This is a genomic window from Amycolatopsis balhimycina FH 1894, assembly GCF_000384295.1.
Lineage (GTDB): Bacteria > Actinomycetota > Actinomycetes > Mycobacteriales > Pseudonocardiaceae > Amycolatopsis > Amycolatopsis balhimycina.
The window spans coordinates 4,054,820-4,077,334 of record NZ_KB913037.1 but is presented as its reverse complement, the minus strand read 5'-3'; the positions used below and the strand labels follow the sequence as shown (position 1 = coordinate 4,077,334).

Annotated in this window: 25 protein-coding genes; 12 read left to right on the top strand and 13 right to left on the bottom strand. The window is 68.8% G+C overall.

Annotated elements, in window-relative coordinates:
- Positions 1-502: 502 nt before the first annotated feature.
- A complete protein-coding gene (locus A3CE_RS51240) occupies positions 503-3,691 on the top strand; it encodes a chemotaxis protein CheB (RefSeq protein WP_020641459.1) in 3,189 nt (1,062 codons plus the stop codon).
- Positions 3,692-3,698: 7 nt separating this feature from the next.
- A complete protein-coding gene (locus A3CE_RS0117785; RefSeq protein ID WP_020641458.1) occupies positions 3,699-3,878 on the top strand; it encodes a hypothetical protein in 180 nt (59 codons plus the stop codon).
- 218 nt (positions 3,879-4,096) lie between these two features.
- Here A3CE_RS0117785 and A3CE_RS51235 read toward each other — a convergent pair whose 3' ends face one another.
- Positions 4,097-4,555 carry a DUF6292 family protein gene (locus A3CE_RS51235; protein WP_020641457.1) on the bottom strand — a complete coding sequence of 153 codons (459 nt, stop codon included), beginning with the start codon at positions 4,553-4,555 and terminating at the stop codon, positions 4,097-4,099.
- Between the two features lie 145 nt (positions 4,556-4,700).
- Between A3CE_RS51235 and A3CE_RS55235 the strand changes: the two genes are divergently transcribed.
- From A3CE_RS55235 to A3CE_RS0117750, 7 genes are all read left to right on the top strand, one after another.
- Complete coding sequence (locus tag A3CE_RS55235) at positions 4,701-5,786, top strand: acyl-CoA desaturase (RefSeq protein ID WP_245589808.1); 1,086 nt, start codon at positions 4,701-4,703, stop codon at positions 5,784-5,786.
- Positions 5,787-5,812: 26 nt separating this feature from the next.
- Positions 5,813-6,964 (top strand): N(5)-(carboxyethyl)ornithine synthase, encoded by a 1,152-nt coding sequence (locus A3CE_RS0117770; RefSeq protein ID WP_020641455.1) that lies wholly within the window; start codon positions 5,813-5,815, stop codon positions 6,962-6,964.
- A gap of 194 nt (positions 6,965-7,158) precedes the next feature.
- Positions 7,159-7,605 carry a DUF5994 family protein gene (locus tag A3CE_RS0117765; RefSeq protein WP_020641454.1) on the top strand — a complete coding sequence of 149 codons (447 nt, stop codon included), beginning with the start codon at positions 7,159-7,161 and terminating at the stop codon, positions 7,603-7,605.
- A gap of 56 nt (positions 7,606-7,661) precedes the next feature.
- Positions 7,662-7,877: a hypothetical protein gene (locus A3CE_RS0117760; protein ID WP_020641453.1), complete on the top strand. Its 216-nt coding sequence runs from the start codon at positions 7,662-7,664 to the stop codon at positions 7,875-7,877.
- Positions 7,838-8,089 (top strand): RGCVC family protein, encoded by a 252-nt coding sequence (locus A3CE_RS59895; RefSeq protein ID WP_376741697.1) that lies wholly within the window; start codon positions 7,838-7,840, stop codon positions 8,087-8,089. The genes A3CE_RS0117760 and A3CE_RS59895 overlap by 40 nt, the downstream gene beginning before the upstream one ends.
- Complete coding sequence (locus A3CE_RS51220) at positions 8,086-8,244, top strand: DUF6307 family protein (RefSeq protein WP_020641452.1); 159 nt, start codon at positions 8,086-8,088, stop codon at positions 8,242-8,244. Before A3CE_RS59895 ends, A3CE_RS51220 begins: the two co-directional genes overlap by 4 nt.
- A gap of 212 nt (positions 8,245-8,456) precedes the next feature.
- Complete coding sequence (locus tag A3CE_RS0117750) at positions 8,457-9,140, top strand: ATP-binding protein (RefSeq protein WP_020641451.1); 684 nt, start codon at positions 8,457-8,459, stop codon at positions 9,138-9,140.
- Positions 9,141-9,260: 120 nt separating this feature from the next.
- Here the strand turns inward: A3CE_RS0117750 and A3CE_RS0117745 are convergent, their stop codons facing one another.
- From A3CE_RS0117745 to A3CE_RS53520, 6 genes are all read right to left on the bottom strand, one after another.
- A complete protein-coding gene (locus A3CE_RS0117745) occupies positions 9,261-9,530 on the bottom strand; it encodes a hypothetical protein (RefSeq protein ID WP_020641450.1) in 270 nt (89 codons plus the stop codon).
- A 272-nt stretch (positions 9,531-9,802) separates the two neighbouring features.
- Positions 9,803-10,660 carry a nucleotidyl transferase AbiEii/AbiGii toxin family protein gene (locus tag A3CE_RS0117740; RefSeq protein ID WP_026468599.1) on the bottom strand — a complete coding sequence of 286 codons (858 nt, stop codon included), beginning with the start codon at positions 10,658-10,660 and terminating at the stop codon, positions 9,803-9,805.
- Complete coding sequence (locus tag A3CE_RS0117735) at positions 10,657-11,253, bottom strand: type IV toxin-antitoxin system AbiEi family antitoxin domain-containing protein (protein WP_026468598.1); 597 nt, start codon at positions 11,251-11,253, stop codon at positions 10,657-10,659. The genes A3CE_RS0117740 and A3CE_RS0117735 overlap by 4 nt, the downstream gene beginning before the upstream one ends.
- A gap of 112 nt (positions 11,254-11,365) precedes the next feature.
- Positions 11,366-11,650 carry a hypothetical protein gene (locus A3CE_RS55230; RefSeq protein WP_084641596.1) on the bottom strand — a complete coding sequence of 95 codons (285 nt, stop codon included), beginning with the start codon at positions 11,648-11,650 and terminating at the stop codon, positions 11,366-11,368.
- 547 nt (positions 11,651-12,197) lie between these two features.
- Entirely contained in the window at positions 12,198-13,592 is a 1,395-nt protein-coding gene (locus A3CE_RS51215) for a DEAD/DEAH box helicase (protein WP_020641446.1), read from the bottom strand.
- Entirely contained in the window at positions 13,589-14,029 is a 441-nt protein-coding gene (locus A3CE_RS53520) for a TOTE conflict system archaeo-eukaryotic primase domain-containing protein (protein ID WP_376741696.1), read from the bottom strand. Before A3CE_RS53520 ends, A3CE_RS51215 begins: the two co-directional genes overlap by 4 nt.
- Positions 14,030-14,127: 98 nt before the next feature.
- Between A3CE_RS53520 and A3CE_RS0117715 the strand changes: the two genes are divergently transcribed.
- Positions 14,128-15,545 (top strand): IS3 family transposase gene (locus A3CE_RS0117715; RefSeq protein WP_376741733.1). Its coding sequence is split into 2 segments (ribosomal slippage): positions 14,128-14,491 and positions 14,491-15,545, totalling 1,419 coding nucleotides; the frame shifts between segments, so codons are not numbered across the junction.
- On the opposite strand, the gene A3CE_RS0117710 is transcribed toward A3CE_RS0117715, so the two are convergent.
- From A3CE_RS0117710 to A3CE_RS0117700, 3 genes are read right to left on the bottom strand one after another with little or no spacing between them, the layout of a single operon-like run.
- Positions 15,542-16,189 carry a TOTE conflict system archaeo-eukaryotic primase domain-containing protein gene (locus A3CE_RS0117710; RefSeq protein ID WP_020641444.1) on the bottom strand — a complete coding sequence of 216 codons (648 nt, stop codon included), beginning with the start codon at positions 16,187-16,189 and terminating at the stop codon, positions 15,542-15,544. The two genes, A3CE_RS0117715 and A3CE_RS0117710, sit on opposite strands and share 4 nt — an antisense overlap.
- 23 nt (positions 16,190-16,212) lie before the next feature.
- Positions 16,213-17,379: a hypothetical protein gene (locus A3CE_RS0117705; RefSeq protein ID WP_020641443.1), complete on the bottom strand. Its 1,167-nt coding sequence runs from the start codon at positions 17,377-17,379 to the stop codon at positions 16,213-16,215.
- Entirely contained in the window at positions 17,376-17,747 is a 372-nt protein-coding gene (locus A3CE_RS0117700) for a hypothetical protein (protein ID WP_026468597.1), read from the bottom strand. Before A3CE_RS0117700 ends, A3CE_RS0117705 begins: the two co-directional genes overlap by 4 nt.
- 208 nt (positions 17,748-17,955) lie before the next feature.
- Here A3CE_RS0117700 and A3CE_RS56555 point away from each other — a divergent pair, with 208 nt between their 5' ends.
- Positions 17,956-18,228, top strand: a complete 273-nt coding sequence (locus A3CE_RS56555; protein ID WP_020641441.1) for a hypothetical protein — start codon at positions 17,956-17,958, stop codon at positions 18,226-18,228.
- Between the two features lie 155 nt (positions 18,229-18,383).
- On the opposite strand, the gene A3CE_RS0117690 is transcribed toward A3CE_RS56555, so the two are convergent.
- Together A3CE_RS0117690 and A3CE_RS0117685 are read right to left on the bottom strand one after the other, a co-directional pair.
- Positions 18,384-19,697, bottom strand: a complete 1,314-nt coding sequence (locus A3CE_RS0117690) for a replication-associated recombination protein A (protein WP_020641440.1) — start codon at positions 19,695-19,697, stop codon at positions 18,384-18,386.
- Between the two features lie 183 nt (positions 19,698-19,880).
- A complete protein-coding gene (locus A3CE_RS0117685) occupies positions 19,881-20,276 on the bottom strand; it encodes an MmcQ/YjbR family DNA-binding protein (protein WP_020641439.1) in 396 nt (131 codons plus the stop codon).
- Positions 20,277-20,439: 163 nt separating this feature from the next.
- Between A3CE_RS0117685 and A3CE_RS0117680 the strand changes: the two genes are divergently transcribed.
- Positions 20,440-21,264 carry a helix-turn-helix domain-containing protein gene (locus A3CE_RS0117680; RefSeq protein WP_211231853.1) on the top strand — a complete coding sequence of 275 codons (825 nt, stop codon included), beginning with the start codon at positions 20,440-20,442 and terminating at the stop codon, positions 21,262-21,264.
- Between the two features lie 17 nt (positions 21,265-21,281).
- Here A3CE_RS0117680 and A3CE_RS0117675 read toward each other — a convergent pair whose 3' ends face one another.
- Positions 21,282-22,304: an alcohol dehydrogenase catalytic domain-containing protein gene (locus A3CE_RS0117675; RefSeq protein WP_020641437.1), complete on the bottom strand. Its 1,023-nt coding sequence runs from the start codon at positions 22,302-22,304 to the stop codon at positions 21,282-21,284.
- Positions 22,305-22,515: the final 211 nt, after the last annotated feature.

The window sequence follows — 22,515 nt, the reverse complement described above, 5'->3', positions numbered from 1 at the left end:
GTGTGGTGCAACGGCTCCTGGACTGAACCGCTCCACGACGACGGACAACCGATGAGCCGACGATGCAGCGCCGTCTCGAAGATGTTCACCAGTATCTTTCGCGTGGGTCGTGAACCGCTGGTAGAGCGCCGACCTCCTCACCCCGGCGCCGAAGCACCGGCGTGGTCGCCGGGAGCCCTTCGGCAAGCGAGTTGATGCACGCTCGGCAGGCGAATCAGACGGTTGATCTTTTCACCACAGGTACGGGACCTGGGGTGGCCAGCTGGTTGAGACTCCAGCATTCCGGCCACCCCACACCAGGGTTCGACCTGACGATCGGACTCGGAAACGACGCCACGCAGTTGCCCGGAAGCTCCGCCGGTGTTCGGTGGCGCCGGCCTCGAACGGCGGGAGCGACCGCCCACAGCGTAACCAAAGTAGCGCCGAGTGGGCCCGCCACTCGGTTCGGCTCGGGGCGCCGAACGAAATGCGGGAACCTTGTACCAGCGAGCAGACTGGGGCGATGGTGTCATCCCCGCTCAAAATCCCCGGCGCGCCGGGGCACACCGCTGCGCCGGTCGTCGCGCTGGTCGCGTCCGCGGGCGGGCTCGGGGCCATCACCTCCGTGCTCAGCGCGCTGCCCGCCGATTTCGGGTTCGCCGTGGTGGTCGCCCAGCACCTGGGCGGGCACGGCGGGCGGCTGGTCGACATCCTGGGCCGCCGGCTGCCGCTGCGCGTCGAGTGGGCCGCCGACGGAGAGGCGCTGCGGCCGGGCACCGTGACCGTGTGCCCCGGGCGGACGGTGCTCGAGTTGCTGCCGGACGGCACGCTGTCGCTGGCCCCGGCCACCGGTCCCGGTTCCGGCGGCGTGCTCGACGTGTTGCTGGCCTCCCTCGCCGGCTCGGTCGGCGAGCGCGCGGTGGCCGTGGTGCTGTCGGGCATGGGCCACGACGGCCTGGCCGGGGCCCGGGCGATCAAGAAGGCGGGTGGAACCGTCATCGCGCAGAGCGAGCAGTCCGCCGAGTACTCGTCGATGCCGCGGGCCGTGTCCGAAGCGGGCGTGGCGAACCTGGTGCTCGACCTGCCCGAGATCGGGCCGGTGCTGTGGGACGTCGCGCAGGGCGGCCTGCTGCCCCGGGGCGCCGGGGACCGCCCCGGCGCCGACGTCGTGTTCGCCGGGACCGGCGAAGTCGCCACGCTGGCGCGGAAGGTCGACTGGAGCCAGACGCCGCTGGGGCCGGTGCGGCAGTGGCCGGCGCAGCTGGTCACCCTGGTCCGGACGGTGCTCGACAGCCCGGTGGGGATGTGCGTGCTGTGGGGCCCGGATCTGCTGCAATTCTACAACGACGCCTACCGGCTGGTGATGGGTGCCAAGCACCCCGCCGGCCTCGGCCAGGCCAACCGGGAGTGCTGGCCGGAGGTCTGGCACCTCAACGAACCCCGCTACCGGCGGGCGCTGGCGGGGGAAGCCGTCTCGCTCAAGGACGCGCTCTACCCGATCACCCGGCACGGCGACACCGAGAACGCCTGGTTCGACCTGACCTTCAGCCCCCTGCGCGGAGACGGCCCGGCACCGGCGGGCGTGCTGGTCACGGCCATCGAGACGACGCACGAAATGCTCGGCCGTCGCCGCCTCGACCTGCTGAGCACTCTCGCCGGGTACACCAGGAAGTCGGCGTCCGGGCGCGCGGCGCTCGAAACCTTCATTGGGGCGCTCGGCGACGACGCCCCCGACATCCCCTTCGCCGCCGGCTACCTCACCGACCCGACGCGGCAGCGGGCGGAACTCGTGGCCACCGTGGGCACCCCGGCCGGCGGGCCGCTGGCGCCGCACACCGCGTTGCTGTCCTGGCGGCGGCCGAAGTGGCCGCTGGCCGAGCTGGTGGCGACCGGCGAACCCGTCCTCACGACCGATCTGGCACACGCCTTCCGCGGGGTGACCGTCGGCGCGGACGACGAAGAACCCGGGTCCGCGATGCTCTTCCCACTCGGCGAAACCCCCGCCCGCGCACCCGCGGGGGTGCTGATCCTCGGCGTGAGCCCGCGGCTGCCGCTGGACGAGACCTACCGGCACTTCCTCGGCCTGGTCGCCGCCCAGGCCACCGCCGCGCTCACCGACGCGGTACACCGCCGGCGCCAGAGCGAACGGATCGACCAGCTGGCCGAACTCGACCGCGTCAAAACGCAGTTCCTGTCCACCGTCAGCCATGAGCTGCGCACCCCGCTCACCCTGCTGCTCGCTCCCCTCGACGACCTCGCCGCACCCGTGTCGGAGTTGCCCGCCCACCTGCGTGACCAGGTCGACATCGCCGCCCGCAACGCCCGCCGGCTGCTGGGCATGGTCGAAACCCTGCTCGACTTCTCGCAAATCGGGGCGGGCCGCCTGCGGGCCCGGTCCGAACCCACCGACCTCGCCCAGGCCACCGAAGACATCGCCAGCACCTTCCGCGGCGCGACCGACCACGCCGGGATCACCCTGGAGGTCGACTGCCCGCCCCTGAGCGCGCCGGTCCCGGTCGACCCGGAGATGTGGGAGAAGATCGTCGCCAACCTGTTGTCGAACGCCGTGAAGTTCACCTTCACCGGCACGATCACCATCACCTTGCGCGAGCTGCCTCAGCACGTTCAGCTCGTCGTGCGCGACACCGGGGTCGGCATCCCGGAAGACGAGCTGGCCAAGGTGTTCACCCGCTTCCACCGCGCCCCCGCCACCCGCTCGCGCACCCACGACGGCGCCGGCATCGGCCTGGCGCTGGTCCACGAGCTCGCCCGGCTCCTGCACGGCCGGGTCAAGGTGCGCAGCACCGTGGGCGAGGGCAGCGAGTTCACCGTGTGGATCTCGCGCCGGGAGTCCCGGACCGCCGAGAAGCCCGGTTCCGGCCGCATCCACCGCGCCACCGCCGTCGCCCTCGCTGAGGCCGCGGAGCACTGGGACACCCACACCGACGACACACCGGCCCCAGCGCAGCCTGACCGCGCACGGCTGCTGGTCGTCGACGACAACCGCGACATGCGGGACTACCTCACCCGGCTCCTGTCACCGAACTGGCACGTCCACGCCGTCGGCGACGCGCAGCAGACGCTGGAGTCGGCCCGCCGGGACCCGCCCGACCTGATCGTCGCCGACGTCATGATGCCGGAAATGGACGGGCTGGAACTGGCCCACCGCCTGCGGGCCGACCCCGCGCTGCGGGAGGTGCCGCTGATCATGCTCAGCGCCCGTGCCGGCGAGGAAGCCACCGTCGAGGGCCTCACCGCCGGTGCCGACGACTACCTGGTCAAGCCGTTCGCACCCAGCGAGCTGGTCGCCCGCGTCGCCGCCCAGCTCGAACGCCGCCGCGTCCGGGAAATCGGCGACCGCCGGTTCCGCGCCCTCGTCGCGGCCACCTTCGACGCGGTCTACCGGATGAATCCCGATTGGAGCGAGATGCGCGGGCTCGACGGCCGCGGGTTCATCGCCGACACCACCGCCCCCAGCCACTCCTGGCTCGACAGCTACATCGCCCCGGACGACCAGCCCGGCGTGCTCGCCGCGATCGACGAGGCCGTGCGCACCAAGAACGTGTTCGACGCCGTCCACCGCGTCCGCCGCGCCGACGGCACCCTCGGCTGGACCCACTCCCGGGCCGTCCCCCTCTTCGACGACAACGGCGAAGTCGTCGAGTGGGTCGGCACCGCGACCGAAGTCCCCGGTCCGGTGGCTGAGCCCTAAGAGGAACATGCGCGACGAAATCGAGAACCGCGTCGCCTCCATCGCCCGGGCCGTCGTCAAAGCGGAAAGCCTGGAGGAGCGAGCGGACCGGCTGGCGGCGACCGCGGTACGCGCGTACGCCGACGCGAAAGCCGCCCGACAGCGGGCCGAACTGCTCCGATCCCAGACTCGGGCACGACTGTGCTGACCGTCAAGGACAGCCGTGTCGGATGCCGCCACCCGCAAGGATGGAGCCTGACGGAGGTGCGTCTCCGTCCTGTGGTCGCCGGACGTGCGGAGGTACCGGCGGTGGACGCCGTGAGCAGCTCTGGCGGCTGGTCAGCGAGCGCGCACCCGCTCGGGTCGGCTGGGCCGGGGCGGTGTGCGCCATCGCGGTGGCCGAGGCCGGCGTCGACGGTGCCGCGATCACGGTGCGGACCGGGTCGAAGATCCAGGACATAGCCGCGGCGAGCGACGGAGATAGGGCTTCAGCCGCTCGGTCAGCGACCTGCGGGTCAGGGCGGTCGCGGGGCCAGGACGCTCCCGGCCGGTGTGGTGCCCAGCGACGGCGCCGGCGACGAACCGCGCGACCGCGCCCGGCGGCGGCACGAGGTCGTCACCGCCGTAGTGCGCGATGAGGACCGGGGCGTCGCCGGGGTCGGTTTCCACCGCGAGCGACCACCCGCGCCGTTCGCTCCAGACCAGCATGACGTCGTGGTCGGGCCGGTCGCGCCAGCGCCCGGGCAGCCCGAGGTAGGCGGTGGCCGTGTCGCTGATCTCCACCGTCATGCTCTCGTCCGGAACACCGACCGCCGCCGCGACCGCGCCCACGTACTCGCTCAGACCGCGCTCGAGGGTGCGGGTATCGGGTTCGACGTGCTCCATGCTCGCCACGCTAGAGGCCATCCGGCCGGCGTGCCGGGCGGCCGTCGGTGCAGATCGTCGGGTTTAGACCGTCATCAGGGGGCTAATCCCTAGTAATCGCCACAAAATCCGGTGAACAGGTACATCAGCAGGAAGAGCGATGGAGATGACAGAGACCATCGAACGTCGGTCAGCGCGCCCGGCCAAGGCCGTGCAGCCGATGCTGGCGGGCGAGAAGACCCGCACCGAGACCTTCCTCGTCAAGCTGTTCGCGGTGGTGCCGCTGCTGGCGCTGGCCGCGGCGGTGCCGTTCGCGTGGGGCTGGGGCCTGAGCTGGACCGACGTCGCACTGACCGCCGGGTTCTACTTCCTGACCGGGCTCGGGGTGACGATCGGATTCCACCGCTACTTCACCCACGGCGCGTTCAAGGCGAACCGCGGGCTGCGGATCGCGCTCGCCGTCGCGGGCAGCATGGCCATGCAGGGCCCGGTGATCGGCTGGGTCGCCGATCACCGCCGTCACCACGCCTACGCCGACCGCGACGGTGATCCGCACTCCCCCTGGCGCTACGGCACGTCCGCCGCCGCGCTCGCCAAGGGTTTCTGGCACGCCCACATGGGCTGGCTGTTCGACCGCGAGAAGACCAACGCCCAGCGCTTCGCGCCGGACCTGCTCGCCGACCGCGACCTCGTCCGGATCGATCGCTGGTTCCCCGCGCTCACGGTCGTCACTCTGCTTGCCCCGGCGTTGATCGGCGGGTTGGTGACGATGTCCTGGTGGGGCGCGCTGACCGCGTTCTTCTGGGCCGGCCTGGTCCGGGTGGCCGTGCTGCACCACGTCACCTGGTCGGTGAACTCCCTGTGCCACCTGATCGGCGACCGGCCCTATGCCGCTCGCGACAAGTCCGCGAACTTCTGGCCGCTGGCCATCGCGTCCATGGGCGAGTCGTGGCACAACTCCCACCACGCCGACCCCACCGGCGCCCGCCACGGCGTCCGCCGCGGCCAGCTCGACATGTCCGCACGCCTGATCTGGCTCTTCGAAAAGCTCGGCTGGGCCACCGACGTCCGCTGGCCCAAGCCCGAACGCCTGGCCCGCAAGCTCAACCCCGGCTTCACATCGGCACCCCGCGGGTTCGGCAACCCCGAACGCGGCCTGCCTGCCGGAACATCCGCCCGAAAACACCCGCAGTACCACCCAGCCGACGGCCGGAACCCCGCGAGCGGAGCACCGTACTCGCCGCGTGCTTAGACTGTGGTCTAGCAAAAGGGGCCCACGTGCACCAGCTCACCCTCGGCGTCATCGCGCATTCGCGGAAAGCGGGTGAACGCCGATTGCCGATCCACCCCCGCCACGTCGAGCGAATCGACGCAGGCATCCGTGACCGCATCTATCTCGAACACGGCTACGGCGAAGCCTTCGGCGTCCCCGACACCCAGCTGGCAGGCGCCGTCGCCGGGATGCGCACGCGGGAACAGCTCATCGCCGAGTGCGACGTCATCCTGCTGGCCAAACCGCTGCCGCAGGACGTCGCCGAACTGCGGCCGGGCCGGGTGCTGTGGGGCTGGCCGCACTGCGTCCAGGACCGCGAGCTCACCCAGCTGGCCATCGACAGCCGGTTGACGCTGATCGCCTTCGAGGCGATGAACCACTGGAACCGCGACGGCTCGTTCGGCCTGCACGTCTTCCACAAGAACAACGAACTGGCCGGTTACTCCTCGGTGCTGCACGCCCTGCAGGTGATCGGCTCGACCGGCGACTACGGCCGCCGATTGCGGGCGGTGGTGATCGGCTTCGGGGCGACCGCGCGGGGAGCGGTGACCGCGCTCAACGCGCACGGCGTGCACGACGTGCGCGTGCTCACCGGCCGCGACGTCACCGCGGTCGGCTCGCCGATCCACTCCGCGACGATGGTGCAGTTCGAGCACGACGTGAACAACCCCGGCGACCCCCGCCGCAGCCACGCCCTGACCGACCGCGGCCGGGTACCGCTGGCGGGGTTCCTCGCCGAACACGACATCGTCGTCAACTGCGTCCTGCAGGACACCGCCGCGCCGTTGACCTTCCTCCTCGAGGACGACCTCGCCGCGTTCGCGCCCGGCAGCCTCATCGTCGACGTCTCCTGCGACGATGGCATGGGCTTCAGCTGGGCGCGGACCACCACGTTCGCCGACCCGGCGTTCGTGGTCGGCGACGGCATCACGTACTACGCCGTCGACCACAGCCCGTCCTACCTGTGGAACTCGGCCACGTGGGAGAACAGCGAGGCCCTGCTCCCGTTCCTGGAGACAGTCCTCGACGGACCGTCCGCCTGGGACGGTGACGAAACCGTCCGCCGCGCCATCGAGATCCGCGACGGCGTCGTCCGGAATCCCGCCGTGCTGGCCTTCCAGCACCGCGCGGCGGAGTACCCGCACCTCGCGGAGTAGCGGACCGCGGCCGGCCCTTCCCGCCGCCGCCGGCGGCTCGTCGTCCGGATGCGTCACACTCTTCACACACTCAGCGCAGTCGTCGCGTACGCTGGGTGTTGACCGAGAGCATTTCGTGCGCAAGTGATCGAACCTGCGCCGTCCTCGGCCCCAGTCCGGCCGGCAAATCAGCGGCCGGAGACGGGAGCACCGACATGACGTCGGGCCCGAACACCACTCTCCCCACCCAACCGGCCACCGAACCGCGTCTACGGCTGAAGCCGGCGGCACCCGCCACCGGGCACGTCGACGGAGCATGGTGGCCTCCGACCCGCGATCTGGCCGCCGAACTGCCCGGGCTGCTCGCGGCGCTGGCCGCTCGGCTGGGACGAATCGACCGGGTCACCTACCACCTCGGCGACTGGCCGAACCCACCTCGGCGCGTCACCTTCGACGACAGCGCCGTCCGGCTCGAGGGGTTCCGGTCGCAGCCCTCCGGCAGCTTGACGGCGATCGGCTGGGACCGGCAGCGAACGACCCTGCTGGTCGTCCCCCCGGAAGCCGGCCCCGACGTCGCACGGCACGCTCTCACGGCCGCCGCAGACCCGGACAACACCGACGACAGCACGGAATTGCCGGCCGCCGGGCAGCTGCAGTCCTGAACCACGCCGCCCACGAGCGGCACCACGAAAGGATCCCTTCGATCAGTACTTCCACAATGGACAGTTCGCTGTTCAGCCATCCCATCGCCGAGCAGCCCCGGCCCGGAGCGCTCACCGCCTCCCCGGAAGACCGGTACGGGAGCCTGTTCCGCCGGCCGGTGTACACCCCGGCACCGTCCACCGGCGGTGGGGCAGCACCCGTCGCGCAGCGGCGCCCCGGCTCGGCGAGCACGTGGGCACCGGACCCGTCCGGACGCCGCGCCCACCGGTGACACCAGGCGGAGCAGCAACGGGCCAGGCGCCGGTTTCCGCCGTCACAGCGACCGGCAGCACGGCCGTCGTCGCGTGCGCGGCCTGCCACTACGCCCAGCACACGCACGATCCGATCGCACGCCGTTTCTGCACGGCCACCGTGGCGGGTGGGTTCAACCGCGGATGCGTCTGCATCGGCGGACACGACGAACCTGAGAAGGAAACATCATGACCACCGAAGCCGCCTTCGCGTCCCGGTACGACCAGCGTGTCAGACTGGTGCGAGATGTTCTGAAACAGAACACAGAATTGTCGGACACCGCCTGTCAGGCGCTCGCTGTGCGACTACTGCACACCATGGACACGATTCCCGAACGAATGCGGTGAACCACCGATGTGCGCCCGGTCCGGTTGGTGCCGGGCGCTCCAGAGGGCCGGAGCCCTTATCCCGCGTGGCCCCCGGAGGATCCGGCAAAGCGCGTCGGCGAAGGACAGGTTGCGCCGGTTCTGCAGCCCGCAAGCGGAAACCAGGTAAGCACGTGACCACTGGTAGTGGTCTTCGCATAGCGGCGGAGCATCGGGCCGAATCGACTGTCGCAGTGGTGACCGGCAGGCTCACCCCGGCCGGCTACCCGGAGCTACGCGATGGTGTGCTCAGGATCGCCGCAGATGCGCCGGAAAGCGTTGTCGTCGACATCGAAGGCCTTGAGATCGCCGACGTCACCCTGATGACGGTGTTCTCCGTGATCGCCGACCGAATCGTCGACTGGCCGGCGATCCCGTTCACGGTCGTGACCACCCGCGCCGACCACGCGGCCGGCTTCGCGGCCCAGAACATCCACCGGTCTGTACCGGTCTGCCGTGACGTCGTAGCGGCGGAGGCAGCCCGCGACCGACCGCCGAGCCTGCGAGCCGTCCGGCTGCTGGCCCCGTCTTCCTCCGCGTCGGCCGACGCCCGGGCGTTCGTCCAACGGGTCTGCGCGACGTGGGGGGTGCTCCAGTACACCGATGACGCCCTCATGGTGGCGACCGAACTGGTGGAGAACGCGCTCGGGCACACGGAATCGACGCCCCAGCTGCGGCTGGAGCTGCGGCGCGGAAGGTTCACCGTGGCGGTGGCCGACGACGACCCGCGTCCGGCCGTGCTGCACGAACGGCTCACCCGCACGGAACCGGGGCTGGGCCTGTGGCTGGTCGTCCGGGCCGCCCGGCGCTGGGGCTGTGCGCGGTCTTGGAGCGGGGGGAAAGTGGTCTGGGCCGTGCTGGTGCGACGCGACCGCTAGGAGAACCCTGATGGGTGACGCTGTTCACAGGTAAGTCACCACACTAGCGAACCAACGACCACGCCCATGATCACGGTGATGGCCCGAACGACGGTGGCGCCGTCCGAACCTGAACGGGGGTCATCGAGGATCACCTGCTTCGACACGCGGACGTCCGTGGGTGTCTCGGGTCGGAACGCCGCGTTCGCGCAGCTTGTTGAGGACGGTGGTGTGGTTGACGCCCAGGTGGTCGCCGACTCGCGCGAGGGACCAGCCGAGGTTGTAGAGGTGGATGGCGTTGTCGACCTGTTCAGGCGAGAGTCCACTGCGACGCATCGGCACGCCGCTCCGGTGGAGGATGCTGCTGACCGTCCGCCGTTCGATGCCGAATCGGTCACCGAGTTCGTACACGGTCGCGCCGGACCGGTAGCCGGCGATCAGCTGTTCGACTTGATCGCTGCCGAGTTGCCGGGCCCGCCGCGGCCCGTCCCGCTTGCCCGACGTCGGTGCGGGTGCGCCGAGGCTGGGAAGCTTCTCGCGAAGCTGTTCGAGGGCCCTGACCTGGTCTTTCGGGTTGTAACTTCGCTAAGGTGTCTTGCCTATGGGTGGCATTGTTTAGGTCAGAGGTCGCCGCCCCAGGGGTTCGCACGGTCGTCTTGGCTCGAGCGATGGCCGTTGTGTGCCTACTCGCGGGGGAACATGGTGAGCCATAGCTGGGTCACGGTGGCCACCGCTCCGACGTACGGCGGAATTTCTATGCCGTGGCTGGCGGCAAGTCGCTGGTAGCGGTCCCGCCACGACTCTGGCAGCCGCGGGAGGTTGTCCGGTGGTGCGGTGTTGTTGCGTTCGAGCCATACGGATCGGACCGCGGCTGCCGTTTGCTTGGGTTCGAGCAGGTCGTGTTCGACCAGAATGGCGAGGTCGACGAGGTCGCGGACCCGCGAGTTCTCGCGTTCCCCGAAGTCGCGGAGCATGCCGTGGAACTTCTCCGCGGCGTGTCGGTGGATGTCGACCGCTTCGACCTCAACTGTCGGGATCCCGGCGAACGCCAAGGAGTTGGGTATGGCGAGCCTGTCGGTGGCATGAAGTTCATGAGTCCTGGGGGACACGTCGAGCTGGATGCCTCCGAAAGGCTTGTCGGCCAGTTGCGCGCTGACTTTGGCCCGCCAGGTAGGGACTCCGCCGCTGTCGTCGCGTAGCCGTTCCGGCGGGCCGGCAGCGAAGATGAAGTAGTCATGGTCGAGGTCGACGGCGAGGATGTCGATGAGTCGCTCGTGGAGGTCTGGCGCGCTGTTGACGTCATCGCGCAGGCCGAGATCGACGTCCTTGGTCAGCCGGGCGTCGTCGCGCAGGCGAACCTCAAGTGCCATACCACCTTTGAGTACCCATTGCCCCGGCTCTGCCGCTTGTATGCGGGCGATGATGCGTTCGAACATCACCCGCCGGCGTAGCCGGTCCAGGCTGACTCCGGTCTCGGCGGATCGTGCTGATAGTCGGCGCTCCAATGCGGTGCGGAGCGCCGGCGCCGATTGGTAGGTCACTGTGTCTCCGCTTGCTGGATCGCGCGTTCGATGTAGAGCGCGGCGCGGGGGTCAAGGGTCTCGGCGCGGGAGCGGAGACGGCGAGTGGTGACGAGGCCGGCGCGCCGCGCGTCGGCGATGGCGCGGGCAAGCTGATCCTCATCGGCCGCGTTCGCGGCGATATCGATGAGCGTGCGCAGTGGAGTGGTCACTCGGTATCCCGAGCGTGCGGAGACGTCATCGGTGGGAAGCTCTGCGTAGTGAAGCGCTACGGCTTCGTCACGCATGGTGAACCCGGGTGGAACTGTCAGATGGATATACCGTGATTCGAACTCGCCGATGTCATGGACGGCCATGGCTGACTCGTGTGACACGATCGCGCGTCCTCGTGACCACAGGGTCCAGCGAGCGAGTTCATCATGGACGCCCGGAACCCACTCAACGAGGCGGAACAGGCCGCGATCAACGCGCCACCAGTTATCAGCTCCAACGTGATGGGCCTGCGCCTGGTGGGAGTAGCCGAGCGACTTCGCCTGCGCGGCCGTAAAATAGCCACCCTGCTGGGCAGCGAGCTCGAAGAGCCGCCGACGGAGGTCACGTCGATCAACGGTCACCGGCTCATACTACAGTAAAACTTTAGTTCTAGCCTCACTCGACCGCTGGAAGTTAAGTTAGTTTTGAGTATCGACTGCTGAGACTGTGAGCTGCCGACGATCTGCCAGCATGTCAAGATCGAGCCCGTCCGTGTGTGTCGCGAGTGCGGATGCCATGTTCCTGCAGGCGGTTCAGCACTGTGGTCGGGTCGACAGCAAGGTGTTCGCCAACTCGAGCGAGTGACCAGCCGAGACGGTAGAGGTGGATCGCCTCGTCCACCTGGCTTGGGGAGAGGCCGCGTCGGCGCATCGGAACGTTGTACTGGTGGAGGATGGCACTGACGGTACGGCGGTCGATGCCGAACCGGTCACCCAGCTCATAGGTCGTCGCGCCCGCAGCGTAGCCCTGTACCAGCATCTGGACTTTGGTCTTGATCGAGATGTCGCACCCGCCGTGGCTTGGGCCGGTTGGCGGGCAAAGACGGCAGGGGCGAACTCTCGCCACTAATCGCGTTGGGATCGTGACGGTGACCTGGCTTGTCGGCCATCTGTTCTCGTGCGAGTTCGAGGAGTGCCTTCGCGATCTTCTTGGCATCGGGCGGGTCGTGACGGACACCACGAACACGAAGCGGTGTTGAATCCACGCGACATTGAGCCCCGCGACGACCCTGCTTCGAATCTGGCTTGGCGTCCACTGCCCCACCTTGGCTCTGAACCAGCACTTGCTTGGTACCGCCATGGGCTCAGCGGCACTGGCCGCTGCTGACTCAAGTTACGACGGTAGCCACATCCGGCGCCGACCGCGACCGGACTGCTGCGCGCAAGCGGGAAGGCCACTCAATCGTGTGTATCCCCGTGGACGGTGTGGGTTGTCGCCTGGTCGTTCTGATCAAGATCAGCTGGCAGGACGTGGTGCTCGTGGTCAGCATTGCCCAATGCGCCTGTCTGCAGCTGGCCGCTCCTGCTCAACGTGTTGCTGCTCGGCGGGGGTCGGGGAAGCCGAGGCTGATGTAGCCGGGCGCGCGTTTGGCCAGTGACGAGGCCGGGACGCCGGTGTTGATGTCGTGGTAGTCGTGGACTTCTGCGGTGGCTTTGTCGGGGTGAGCGCGGAGGATGCGGCCTGCGTATTGGACGAGGCGTCCTTTGAACGCGATCGGTGCGGCGAGGAAGAGCGTGTCCAGGACAGGGCAGTCGAATCCTTCGCCGGCGAATGGTCCGGTGGCGACGACCAGCAGCGGTACGTCGTTCGCGGGTTGGAGGCGGGCGAGAGCGTCGCGGCGGGCGGTCGCGCTCATGCCGCCGCGCAGCACGATCGGGTCGAGCGAGCGTTGCCGGAGTTCGTCGGCGAACCGTTCGACGTGGGTGGTCCACTGGGTGAGCAGCAGGCAGTGCCGACCCCGTTTCAGCGCGGCGATCACGTCGTCGACGACCTGGGTGAGGCGGGCGTCGTCGGCGACGAGATCGCGGTAGATGGCCGCCATCCCACCGGGCTTGGTCGGGTCGGCGTCACCGGCATAGCGGTAGGCGGTGTCGTGCACGTGGAGCGCCGGCACCGGACGGTGCGCGGTCGTGTCCAACTCGAGTTGGGGTGTCGAGTCCACACTGGGCCGGGTGGAGTGAGTGATGGTGTGCCGGATTGGGCCCAGCTGGAGGGTGATCAAGTCGTCGAGCTTGTCGCGTCGGTATGGGGTGGCGGTGAGTCCGAGCCAGCGGCGGGCCGGGATCTGCTTGACGGCGTGCTCGAACGCGGCGGCGGGGATGTGGTGGCACTCGTCGACGACGATCAGCCCGTAGCCGCTGGTGAGCTCCTCGATGTCGGTCTTGCGAGCCAGGGTTTGCAGCATAACGACATCGATCACGCCGCGGGTTTTGCGGCGGCCACCGCCGAGTTGGCCGGCTTTGACGCCCAGCATTTCGCTGATGCGTGTTCGCCACTGGTCGGCCAGAGTCTTGCGGTCGACCAGCACGAGCGTGGAGGTCGCGTGGGTAGCCATGACCGCGCAGGCCACCACGGTCTTGCCCGCGCCCGGCGGCGCGACCAGCACGCCGAGATCATGGTCGCGTAGATCGTCTATGGCGTCTTGCTGCTGCCGGGTCAGCGTAGCGGCGAATGTGAACTCCCGCGTCTCGCCGGCCTGCTGCTCGTCGATCACCTCAAGGCGGCTGCCCGCCTGCTCGACCAGCGAGGCCACCGTGTCGTGCAGCCCCCGGGGCAGGACGAGCCCGCCGTCGAGAGTTTCGTAGCTGCGTAGGAACCTCGGCGTGTCCCATGTGGACATTCGGAGTCGTTGGCGCTCGTAGAACAGTGGGTTGGTCATCGACGCCGCGTGCTTCAGCGTCGCGTGCAACGCCGGGGTCAACTCGCCTGATTCCAGACGGATTCCCGAGCCAAGCCGGGCGTGCACGATGGGGGTGCGGTGGTACGGATCCGAGTCGAGACTGCGGCGCCGATCTTGTCGATGCTGGCTCCGACGGTGACTCCGCCGGCGCGGCGCGCGACCCGATTAACCTCGGCAGGGCTCATTCGGCCGAGCGAGGACAGGTACGTCCATTGGTCATCGTCTGGTTCCATCGTGGCCAGGTCGAGGAATACCGTCGCGCCGTCCTGGCGGGCCTTGCCGTGCAAAGGTGCGGCGATCAGGTTCCCGACGCCGCCCGCGGGCAGCACGTCCTGCGACGGGAACAGTCGATCATAGCTGGCCAGGTCCATGCGGCCACGCACCGCCATCGCTTCACGTAAGAGGGCTGTGCCAAGTCGGCGAGCCGTTCCCTGCGTGTCAGGGTGAGTTGAGTCCACTGGTTCACAGCAACCCGGCCTGATGCAGGGCGAGATACGGATCGACTGACATGACCCGCAAGACCATGTCCCCGGTAGTCGAGGGCGACAATGAGCGGATGGATTCCCAGCACCCGCGCAGCGACGGGCCACGGCGACGCACGTTCACCGCGTCGGAGAAGCTCGCCCATCTGGACGCCTACGAGGCGGCGTGTGAGCAGGGCGACGGCGGCGGATACCTGCGGCGGGAAGGCCTGTACTCGTCGTTGATCAGCGAGTGGCGCAAGCAGCGCGATGCCGGCGTGCTGGCGGGCAAAAAGCCCGGCGAGAAGGTCGGCAGACTGTCCGCGGAGCAGGCTGAGATCGCGCGGCTCACGCGGGAGAACGCCCGTTTGAGCAAACGGCTGAACACCACCGAGACGGCCCTGGACATCATGGGAAAAGCGCACGCTCTCTTGGAAGGTCTCTCCGAGAGAGCGGATTCCGACGAGAAGCGCAAGAAGCGCTGACCCACGCCTACGCGTCCATGACCGCCGATGGTGTGCCCACGAGGCAAGCCGCCTGGCTGACCGGGCTGGCGCGCTCAACGGCGATCCGGCACGGCAAGACCGCCGCCGCGGCCACGCCGGCGGTCATGGCGCATCCGGCGCCGGAACCGGTCAACAAACTGACCGTTTCCGAACGCCTGCGGATACTCCAGGTGCTCACCAGCGAACGATTTGTGGACCTGGCGCCGTTGCAGATCTATGCCCAGCTGCTCGACGAGGGCGTCTACGTGTGCTCGGTGTCCACGATGTACCGGGTGCTGGCGGAGAACAAGCAGGTCAAGGAACGCCGCCGGCTGGCGCGTCACCCAGCGAAGGCCTGTCCGGAACTGGTCGCGACCGCACCGCGTCAGGTGTATTCGTGGGACATCACCAAGCTGGCGGGCCCGGTGAAAGGCACCTACTTCGACGCGTACGTGATGATCGATATCTACTCCCGGTTCATCGTCGGCGTCCATGTCCACGCCCACGAATCCGGTGTCCTGGCGAAAGAACTGATGGAACAGATCTTCACCGTCCACGGCGTCCCGCAGGTCGTGCACGCCGACCGGGGCACGTCGATGACCAGCAAAACTGTCGCCGTCTTGCTCGCCGACCTCGAGGTCACACGGTCACACTCGCGGCCTCGGGTGTCCAACGACAACCCGTACTCGGAATCACTGTTCAAGACCTTGAAATACGGTCCGGAATTCCCCGAACGCTTCGGGTCACTGTCGGAGGCAAGGAAATTCATGGACGAGTTCGCCCAGTGGTACAACCACGAACATCGACACACCGGCATCGGCCTGCACACCCCCGCCGACGTCCACTTCGGCCTGGCAACCGCCAAAGCCGCCGACCGGCGCGCCGTGCTCACCGAAGCCCGGGCCAGGCACCCGCACCGGTTCGGTGGCATCACCACGGCGCCGAAGGTGCTCGATCTCCCCGACACCGTCTGGATCAACCGACCCACCGACGACACCAGCCAGGAGACCAAAACCGAAGCCGCCTAACACCCACTGGTCTCACCCACCTTGACAAATTCCGTTTCCGCGGGCGTGGGTGCGGTGAAGAACACCCACACATGGGCGCCCACTCCCGAGCGCGAGACTTCCAACGCTGCTGGCACCGACCATGCCCTGGCGGCCTTCAGGTAGGCCAGGGAATCCAGCATCGCCATCGGGCCGTCGAAGTCGGCCGCCAGCCACCAGCACAGGTCGCCGTCCAACAGCGGATACAGCCCGACATGCACGTCACCGGGCAGATGTGTGCGCAGCACGTCCTTGCTCAGCGGCAAATAGTCGCGGTCCTCGTGCCGCACACCCCTGCGCCAGCCGCCGCGCACCGCTGGCAGCCTACCCGCCTGGCCTGTTCGCGCGTTCTCCCATCGTGTGGCGTAGATGTCGGTGCGCGCGGCGAACAAGGCAGCGAAGAAATCGACCTTCACCTCCGGGGCCGATCGCCGGTCGACCGGGCCGGGGTGCGCCTCGAAGAAGCCGGTCTGTACCGGGCCGGGCGGAGCCGCTTGTTTCGGTGTCAGCTCCAGCAGTCGTAACAGCCGCGCGTTCTCCGCACGCAACCGCGTTGTCAAGGCGCGGAGCTGCGCGAGTTCCTCCGCGAGCTCCGCGACCTGCGCTGACTGGAGATCGTCGTCCACGGATCCCACCGTAGACGGGACGGTCAGAGGGAGACCCGGTCGAGGCGCTCGATGAGGCTGGGTTTGCGTCCGTGCGTGTGCCGCAGCGCGATCATGCGCGCGGTGAACGTGTCATAGTGGCCGTCGCGTTCGGCCAGCGCCTGCAGATCGCTGAGCAGGGTGACGGCGGCGTCGTACTCGGCGGGTTTCCTGGTGGCGATCATCGCCTCGACGCGCGACCACGCGGCGTCTTCCTCGGCGGCCAGTGTGTCGAGTCGTCGTCCGCGGGCCTGCAGGCGCGCCTGTTCCCGGCGTACCTCGTCTTCAGCGCGCTCGGCGGCCAGCCGACGCTCACGGTCGGCTCGTCGCCGCGCCGCGTTGTCGAGCAGGTCGGCCACGGTCCGGCGGGCTGGGACGGGGATGATCGGAGCGCTATCGCCGTGGAAACGACGCAGCAACTCCATCTGCACCCGCGCCGCCTCACCCTGCATTACCCGCGCCAAGAGCCGATCCTTCTCGGTGACCGGCAGGCGAGCTGCCCAAACGGTGAGGTCAGCAGGGCTATCGGCCGTCTTGCCCAGTGGTGGAGAAGCCTGAGCCGCGATCGCGATCAAATCGTCGTCGAGGTGCAGGAAGTCGGCCAGCGCCCGCTGCGCGGCCGTGAGCGTGCCCAGCCCGGGCGGAACAGGTGGTTCGAGATCGTCGTCAGCATCACGATCGAAAACGTCTTCATCGCGCTCCCAGGCACCATAGGCCGCCAGCCAGGCGAGATAGAGCGGCCGGAGATCACCGGCGGCGAGTTCGGCGCGAACTCCGACGATCGTCGACAGCAGGTTCTCGGGGTCGTAGTCGAAGTCGAACTCACCGGCGTGGTCCTCGCTGCTGATGTCGAGCACGATGAACTCGTCCATGACCCAGGCGCTCACCTCGTCACCGATGCAGTAGTCCTCGACGACGTCGGGATCGAGCAGATCGCACGGCAGGCGAAGCATCACCCGGTGGGTGCCCCAGCTGGCGACGTACAGGTGCGCGTCGTAGTGGCGCTCCATCAGACGGCGAGGGTCACCCTTGAAGTCGCCCCAGTGGTACTCGTTCACGAAGCTGGTCGAAGAGATCCGTGCCCGGGTGGACAGCGACCGGACCGCAGCTTGTTCACCGTCGTCCAGTGGCCGGTCGATCGCGACGAACTCGTAGTACTGGTATTCGCTCACGGTCCGTCCAGTTCGTCGGCATCGGTGAACGGCTTCGCCCGGAAACTCGAGTCGTCGCCCAGGTGGAAGAACAGATGGCCCTCGATCGTGTCGTCGTCGACCAGGATCGCCCAGCCGCGTCCGCTGACCTGATCACCCTCGTCGGAACCTTCCCACGTGAACTCCACGCCGAGGCGGCCGTCCCGCTCGACCGGGCGGCAGTCCAGCCGACCGTGGACGGCGATGAAACCGAACTGGCCGGTCCCGTTCCGGGCGAACTCGACGTATCCCGGCTCGACCAGGTCGATCGCGTCGCGGTCCCAGCCACTCATCGCCACGATCCGCCATCGACCGGTCATCCGGGTGCTGAACTTCGGAGCCCTTGCCATGAGGTGTCAGCGTAGTGAGCTCCGTGGGATCGATTCGACGTACCGCCGTCTGACGGTGCACCGGAGAAATCCCAGTACGTCAAGACCGAGGTCGTCCGTGTGCGTCGCGAGTACGGACGCCACGTCTGCGAAGGCAGTTCAGGACGGTGGTCGGATCGACGCCCAAGTGTTCGCCGACTCGTGCGAGTGACCAGCCGAGGGCGTAGAGGTGGATGGCAGTGTCGACCTGATCGATGGGGAGGCTGCGGCGACGCGTCGGCACGCCGTGCCGACGGAGGACGGCGCTCACCGTCCGCCGGTCGATGCCGAACCGGGCACCCAGCTCATACACCGTCGCTCCAGCCTGGTAGCCGACGATGAGTTCCTGAACGTGGTTGGCGTCGAGTCGGCGTGCCTGCCGTGGCTTGAAGCGGTCGACGGGCAGCGGAGTCGGCTTGGTGGGGTCTGGCAGCTTCCGGAGCAGGGCCTCCAGGGCTTCTAACTAGGGTTTTGTGTTGTAATAAGCTCCCCAAGGTCCACAGCAGGTCAAGGGCCGTCCACAGTAGAGTGGATGGCCCTTTTCGTTGCCCTGATAGCAGCATTCGAGTGCTGGCACTCCCGTGACGAATCCGGCTCGCTCCGGTGGCAGCCGGCCGGTTATCCGCGTTGTCGGCGAGCACGCGAGGCCGCCCAATTGCGCAGGCGCTCGGTGATCTGGGCCTCGTAGCCGTTTTGGGTGGGCTGGTAATACGTCTCGCGGTCCATGTCGCCGGGGAAGTAGTCGGCGCCGGAGAAGCCGTCGGTGGTGTCCGGGTCGTACTCGTAGTCCTTGCCGTAGCCGAGGTCCTTCATCAGCCGGGTCGGGGCGTTGAGGATGTGGGCGGGCGGCATCAGCGAGCCGGTGCGTCGGGCGGCGCGATGTGCCGCGTTGAAGCCGCGGTAGACGGCGATGGACTTCGGGGCTGTGGCCAGGTAGACGACGGCCTGGGCGATCGCCAGCTCGCCCTCGGGGGAGCCGAGTCGCTCGTACACGTCCCAGGCGGCGAGCGTCTGCTGGACCGCTTGCGGGTCGGCCATGCCGATGTCCTCGCCTGCGAAGCGGACCAGGCGGCGGGCCACGTACAGCGGGTCCTCGCCACCGTCGAGCATGCGGGCCAGCCAATACAGAGCCGCGTCCGGGTCGGAGCCGCGCATGGACTTGTGCAGCGCGGAGATCAGGTTGTAGTGGCTCTCCTGCGCCTTGTCGTACAGCGGGGCGCGCTGCTGGATGTGGTGGGCGAGCGCCGTGGTGTCCAGGGGCGTCCCGGTGTCCGGGAGGGCCTGAAGCTGTTCGGCCATGTTGAGGAGGTAGCGGCCGTCGCCGTCGGCCATGGCGATCAGGGCTCGGCGGGCGTCGTCGTCCAGGGGCAGCCGGTGGCCGGTGAGCTGCTCGGCGCGGTTGAGCAACGTGGACAGCGCCGCTTCGTCGAGGCGTTTGAGGACGAGGACCTGGGTGCGGGAAAGGAGCGCGCCGTTGAGTTCGAAGCTCGGGTTCTCCGTGGTGGCACCGATCAGGGTGATCGTGCCGTCCTCGACGTACGGAAGGAAGCTGTCCTGCTGGGCGCGGTTGAAGCGGTGGATCTCGTCGACGAACAGCAGGGTGCCCTGGCCGACGCCCCGCCGTTTTCCCGCGGCGGCGAAGACCTTCCGCAGATCGGCCACGCCGGAGAAGGTGGCTGACACCGGTTCGAAGGCCAGGTTGGTGCCTTCCGCGAGGAGCCGGGCGATGGTCGTTTTCCCGACGCCGGGCGGCCCCCACAGGATGGCGGAGCCGAGGCGGTGCTGAGCGACCATGCGGCCCAGCGGGGCGTCCGGGGCCAGGAGGTGGTCCTGCCCGACGACATCTTCCAGCCGCGTGGGGCGCAGGCGGTCGGCAAGTGGCCGCGCGGGCTCCGCGTCGAAGAGCGGCAGGGTCGGTTCGGTCGGTTCCATCGGACTCTCGGGTCGAAGGCGGACGTGTGCGGGCATGACAAGCGTTGCACGAGCAAGGGCTCGGCCGCCGGAGGGAAAGCTCGCGGCGTTCATCGAGCACCGGGGCGGTCGCGTCGCGGCAGTTGTAGCGCGTTCTCGCGCGGGCGTGTTCGGGTTCGCACTTGACCGTGGAGCCGGCCGCGCTCAGCGGGCCGCCCGCGTGCCGCTGCCGTAGGTGTGCGGGTCGACCGGCCGCTCGGCCTTGGGCAGGTGAGAGACCACGAGCAAGTAGGAGTCTGTGACGAGTTCCTCGACCAGCGTCTCGTCGACGCCGTCCCCGCCCTCCAGCGTGATCCAGTGCTTCTTGTTCATGTGGTAGCCGGGGGTGATGTGGCTGTTCCGCTCTCGCAGGGCGAGGGCCTCGCCGGGGTCCGCTTTGAGGATCACGACCGGGCGCCCCGGAACCTCGGTCATCAGCATGAACACCTTGCCGCGCACCTTGAAGACCTCCCAGCCGGGGCCGAAGGGATGCTCCAGCCGGGCTCCGGGAAGTTCCTCCGCGCAGTCGGCGGCGGTCTTCTGCTTGGTCGATCCGTTCATGGGTAATCGGCCTTCTCAGGGGTTACGGGCACGTCCCATCCTTCCCGCGAAACCGATCAAGAAGACAGTAGACTGCGGACACGTGATGGTCGACAAGCGACACTCCAGGCCGGTTCCGTTGTACGGTTTCCAGCCCCCGGTCGGTACTCCGTACGGCCTCGAGGTGATCACCGTCGAGGACTTCTTCGCCCAGCACGACGCCTGGCCGTGGAACCCGCCCCGTCCGGGCCGGGCCACGTTCCACTACCTCATCCTGGTCACCGAGGGTGAGCTGCGGCACGACGTCGACCACGTCACGCGGACCGTCGCGCCCGGCCAGTGGCTGTGGGTGCGGCCCGGGCACGCGCAGTGCTGGCATCCGCCCGGCGCCGCCCGTGGCCCGTTCATCCTGTTCGAGCCGGACGTGCTGACGCCCGGTACCGCCCGCCTCCTGGCCCCGCTCACCGCGCACGACGCGCCCGCCGTGCTGAGCCCGCACCCCGATGACGTCCGGTGGCTCCAGCAGACGGCGTTCCAGCTCCTGGACGAACACCGCGCGCTCGGGCGCCGCCCACTCGATGTGCACCACGCCCTGCGCCGCAGCCTGCTCGAATCGCTGCTGCTGCGCCTCGCCAACGCTCCCGGGATCGCCCCCGCCGACACGACGGCCGGCACGGGCCGGGGTGACACCTACGGACGGTTCGTGGACGCCCTGGAACTGCACTTCCGCGAACTGCACCGAGCCGCGGACTACGCCGAGCTGCTCGGCTGTTCGGTCCGCACCCTCAGCCGCGCCGCCCAGGACGCCACCGGCACCGGGGTGCGTGAGCTCATCAACGAGCGGCGGCTGCTCGAAGCCCGGCGCCTGCTGGGAGTCGCGCGGTGGGACGCCCGGGCCGTGACCGCTCACCTCGGCTTCACCGATCCCGCGAACTTCGGGCGCTTCTTCCGCGACCGCACCGGTTCCACTCCGGCCGCCTTCGCGGCCCGCGAAGCGAGCGACGCTTGACGGAAAGGCTGTAGACGTCAATTGCCCAGAACGACGACGTGCTTGCCCGGCGTGGCGCCGGACTCGACGTCGGCCTGGGCGTCACGGATCTGCTCCAGACCTCGGTAGACCTTCGCGACCGGGACTTTGAGGCGCCCTTCGGCGATGGCCTGGAGCTGGTGGGCGAAGACGTCGGCCGGGAGGTCGGTGGCCTGCCCGCCGTAGGAGGTCAGGTGCACCCCGGTGGGGATCATGAACGGGCTGAAGTCGGGGATCGTCCACTGGCCCGCCAGGGCTCCCGTGAAGCAGACCTTGCCGTGCCGGCGGACGGTGCGGAAGGTGTCGGCGAGGACCGAGCAGCCCACCAGCTCCAGTACGGCGTCGACACCGTCCGGCACCAGCTCGCGCACCTGGTCGGCGATGGTGCCGTCGTCGACGAGGGGATGGTCGACGCCCGCGGCCCGCAGTTCACCGGCCCGCTCCGGGCTGCGGGTGGTGGACAGCACGGTGGCTCCGAGGTCCTTCGCGATCGTGGCCGCGCTCAGCCCGACCGTCGAGGTGCCCCCGCGGATCAGCAGCGTCTGTCCCGCCTGCAGGCCGAGGCCGTTGGCGAGGGAGCCGTACGCGGTCTGGAACATCTCCGGCAGCGCACCGACGACCTCCCACGGCAGGCGGGTCTCGAACGGGATGACCTGCTCCGCGGGGACGGTCACGTACTGGGCGTACGCGCCGTCGTACGAGCGGCCCATCCCGCCCATCGTCGTGGCCACCTGCTGTCCCGGCCGCAGTCCGCTGTCCTCTTCGGCCTCGTCGACCACGCCGACGCCCTCGATGCCAGGCACGCGCGGGTAGGTGACGTCCGGGCTCGACTCGCCCTTGCGGGTGGTGACCTCGGATTCGTTGACGCCGAACGCCTTCAGCTTGATCCGCACCCAGCCGGGCTTGCGTACCGGCACCGGCACGTCCTTGATCTCCAGTGCGTCCAGGCCGCCGGGACGGGTCACGACGACGGCTCGCATCGTCGCCGGTGCGGTGTCGCCGGATGCTGTCGGTTGGTTCATATCGAGTTCCTTCGTCAGGGGCGGCGTTCGAGGTGATCTGCGTGTTCGCGCCGAACTCGAACCCGCCGCCGTGGACGTACACGGCCACCGGTAGCGCCTTCGAGGCCCCACCAGGACCGCACCCCTGGTGCAGTGGGTGCTGTGGCGGTCATGACGTGTCCTTCCGGTCCGGCGGTTGCTTACGGTGACGCTCTTCCATCATTTCCCGGGA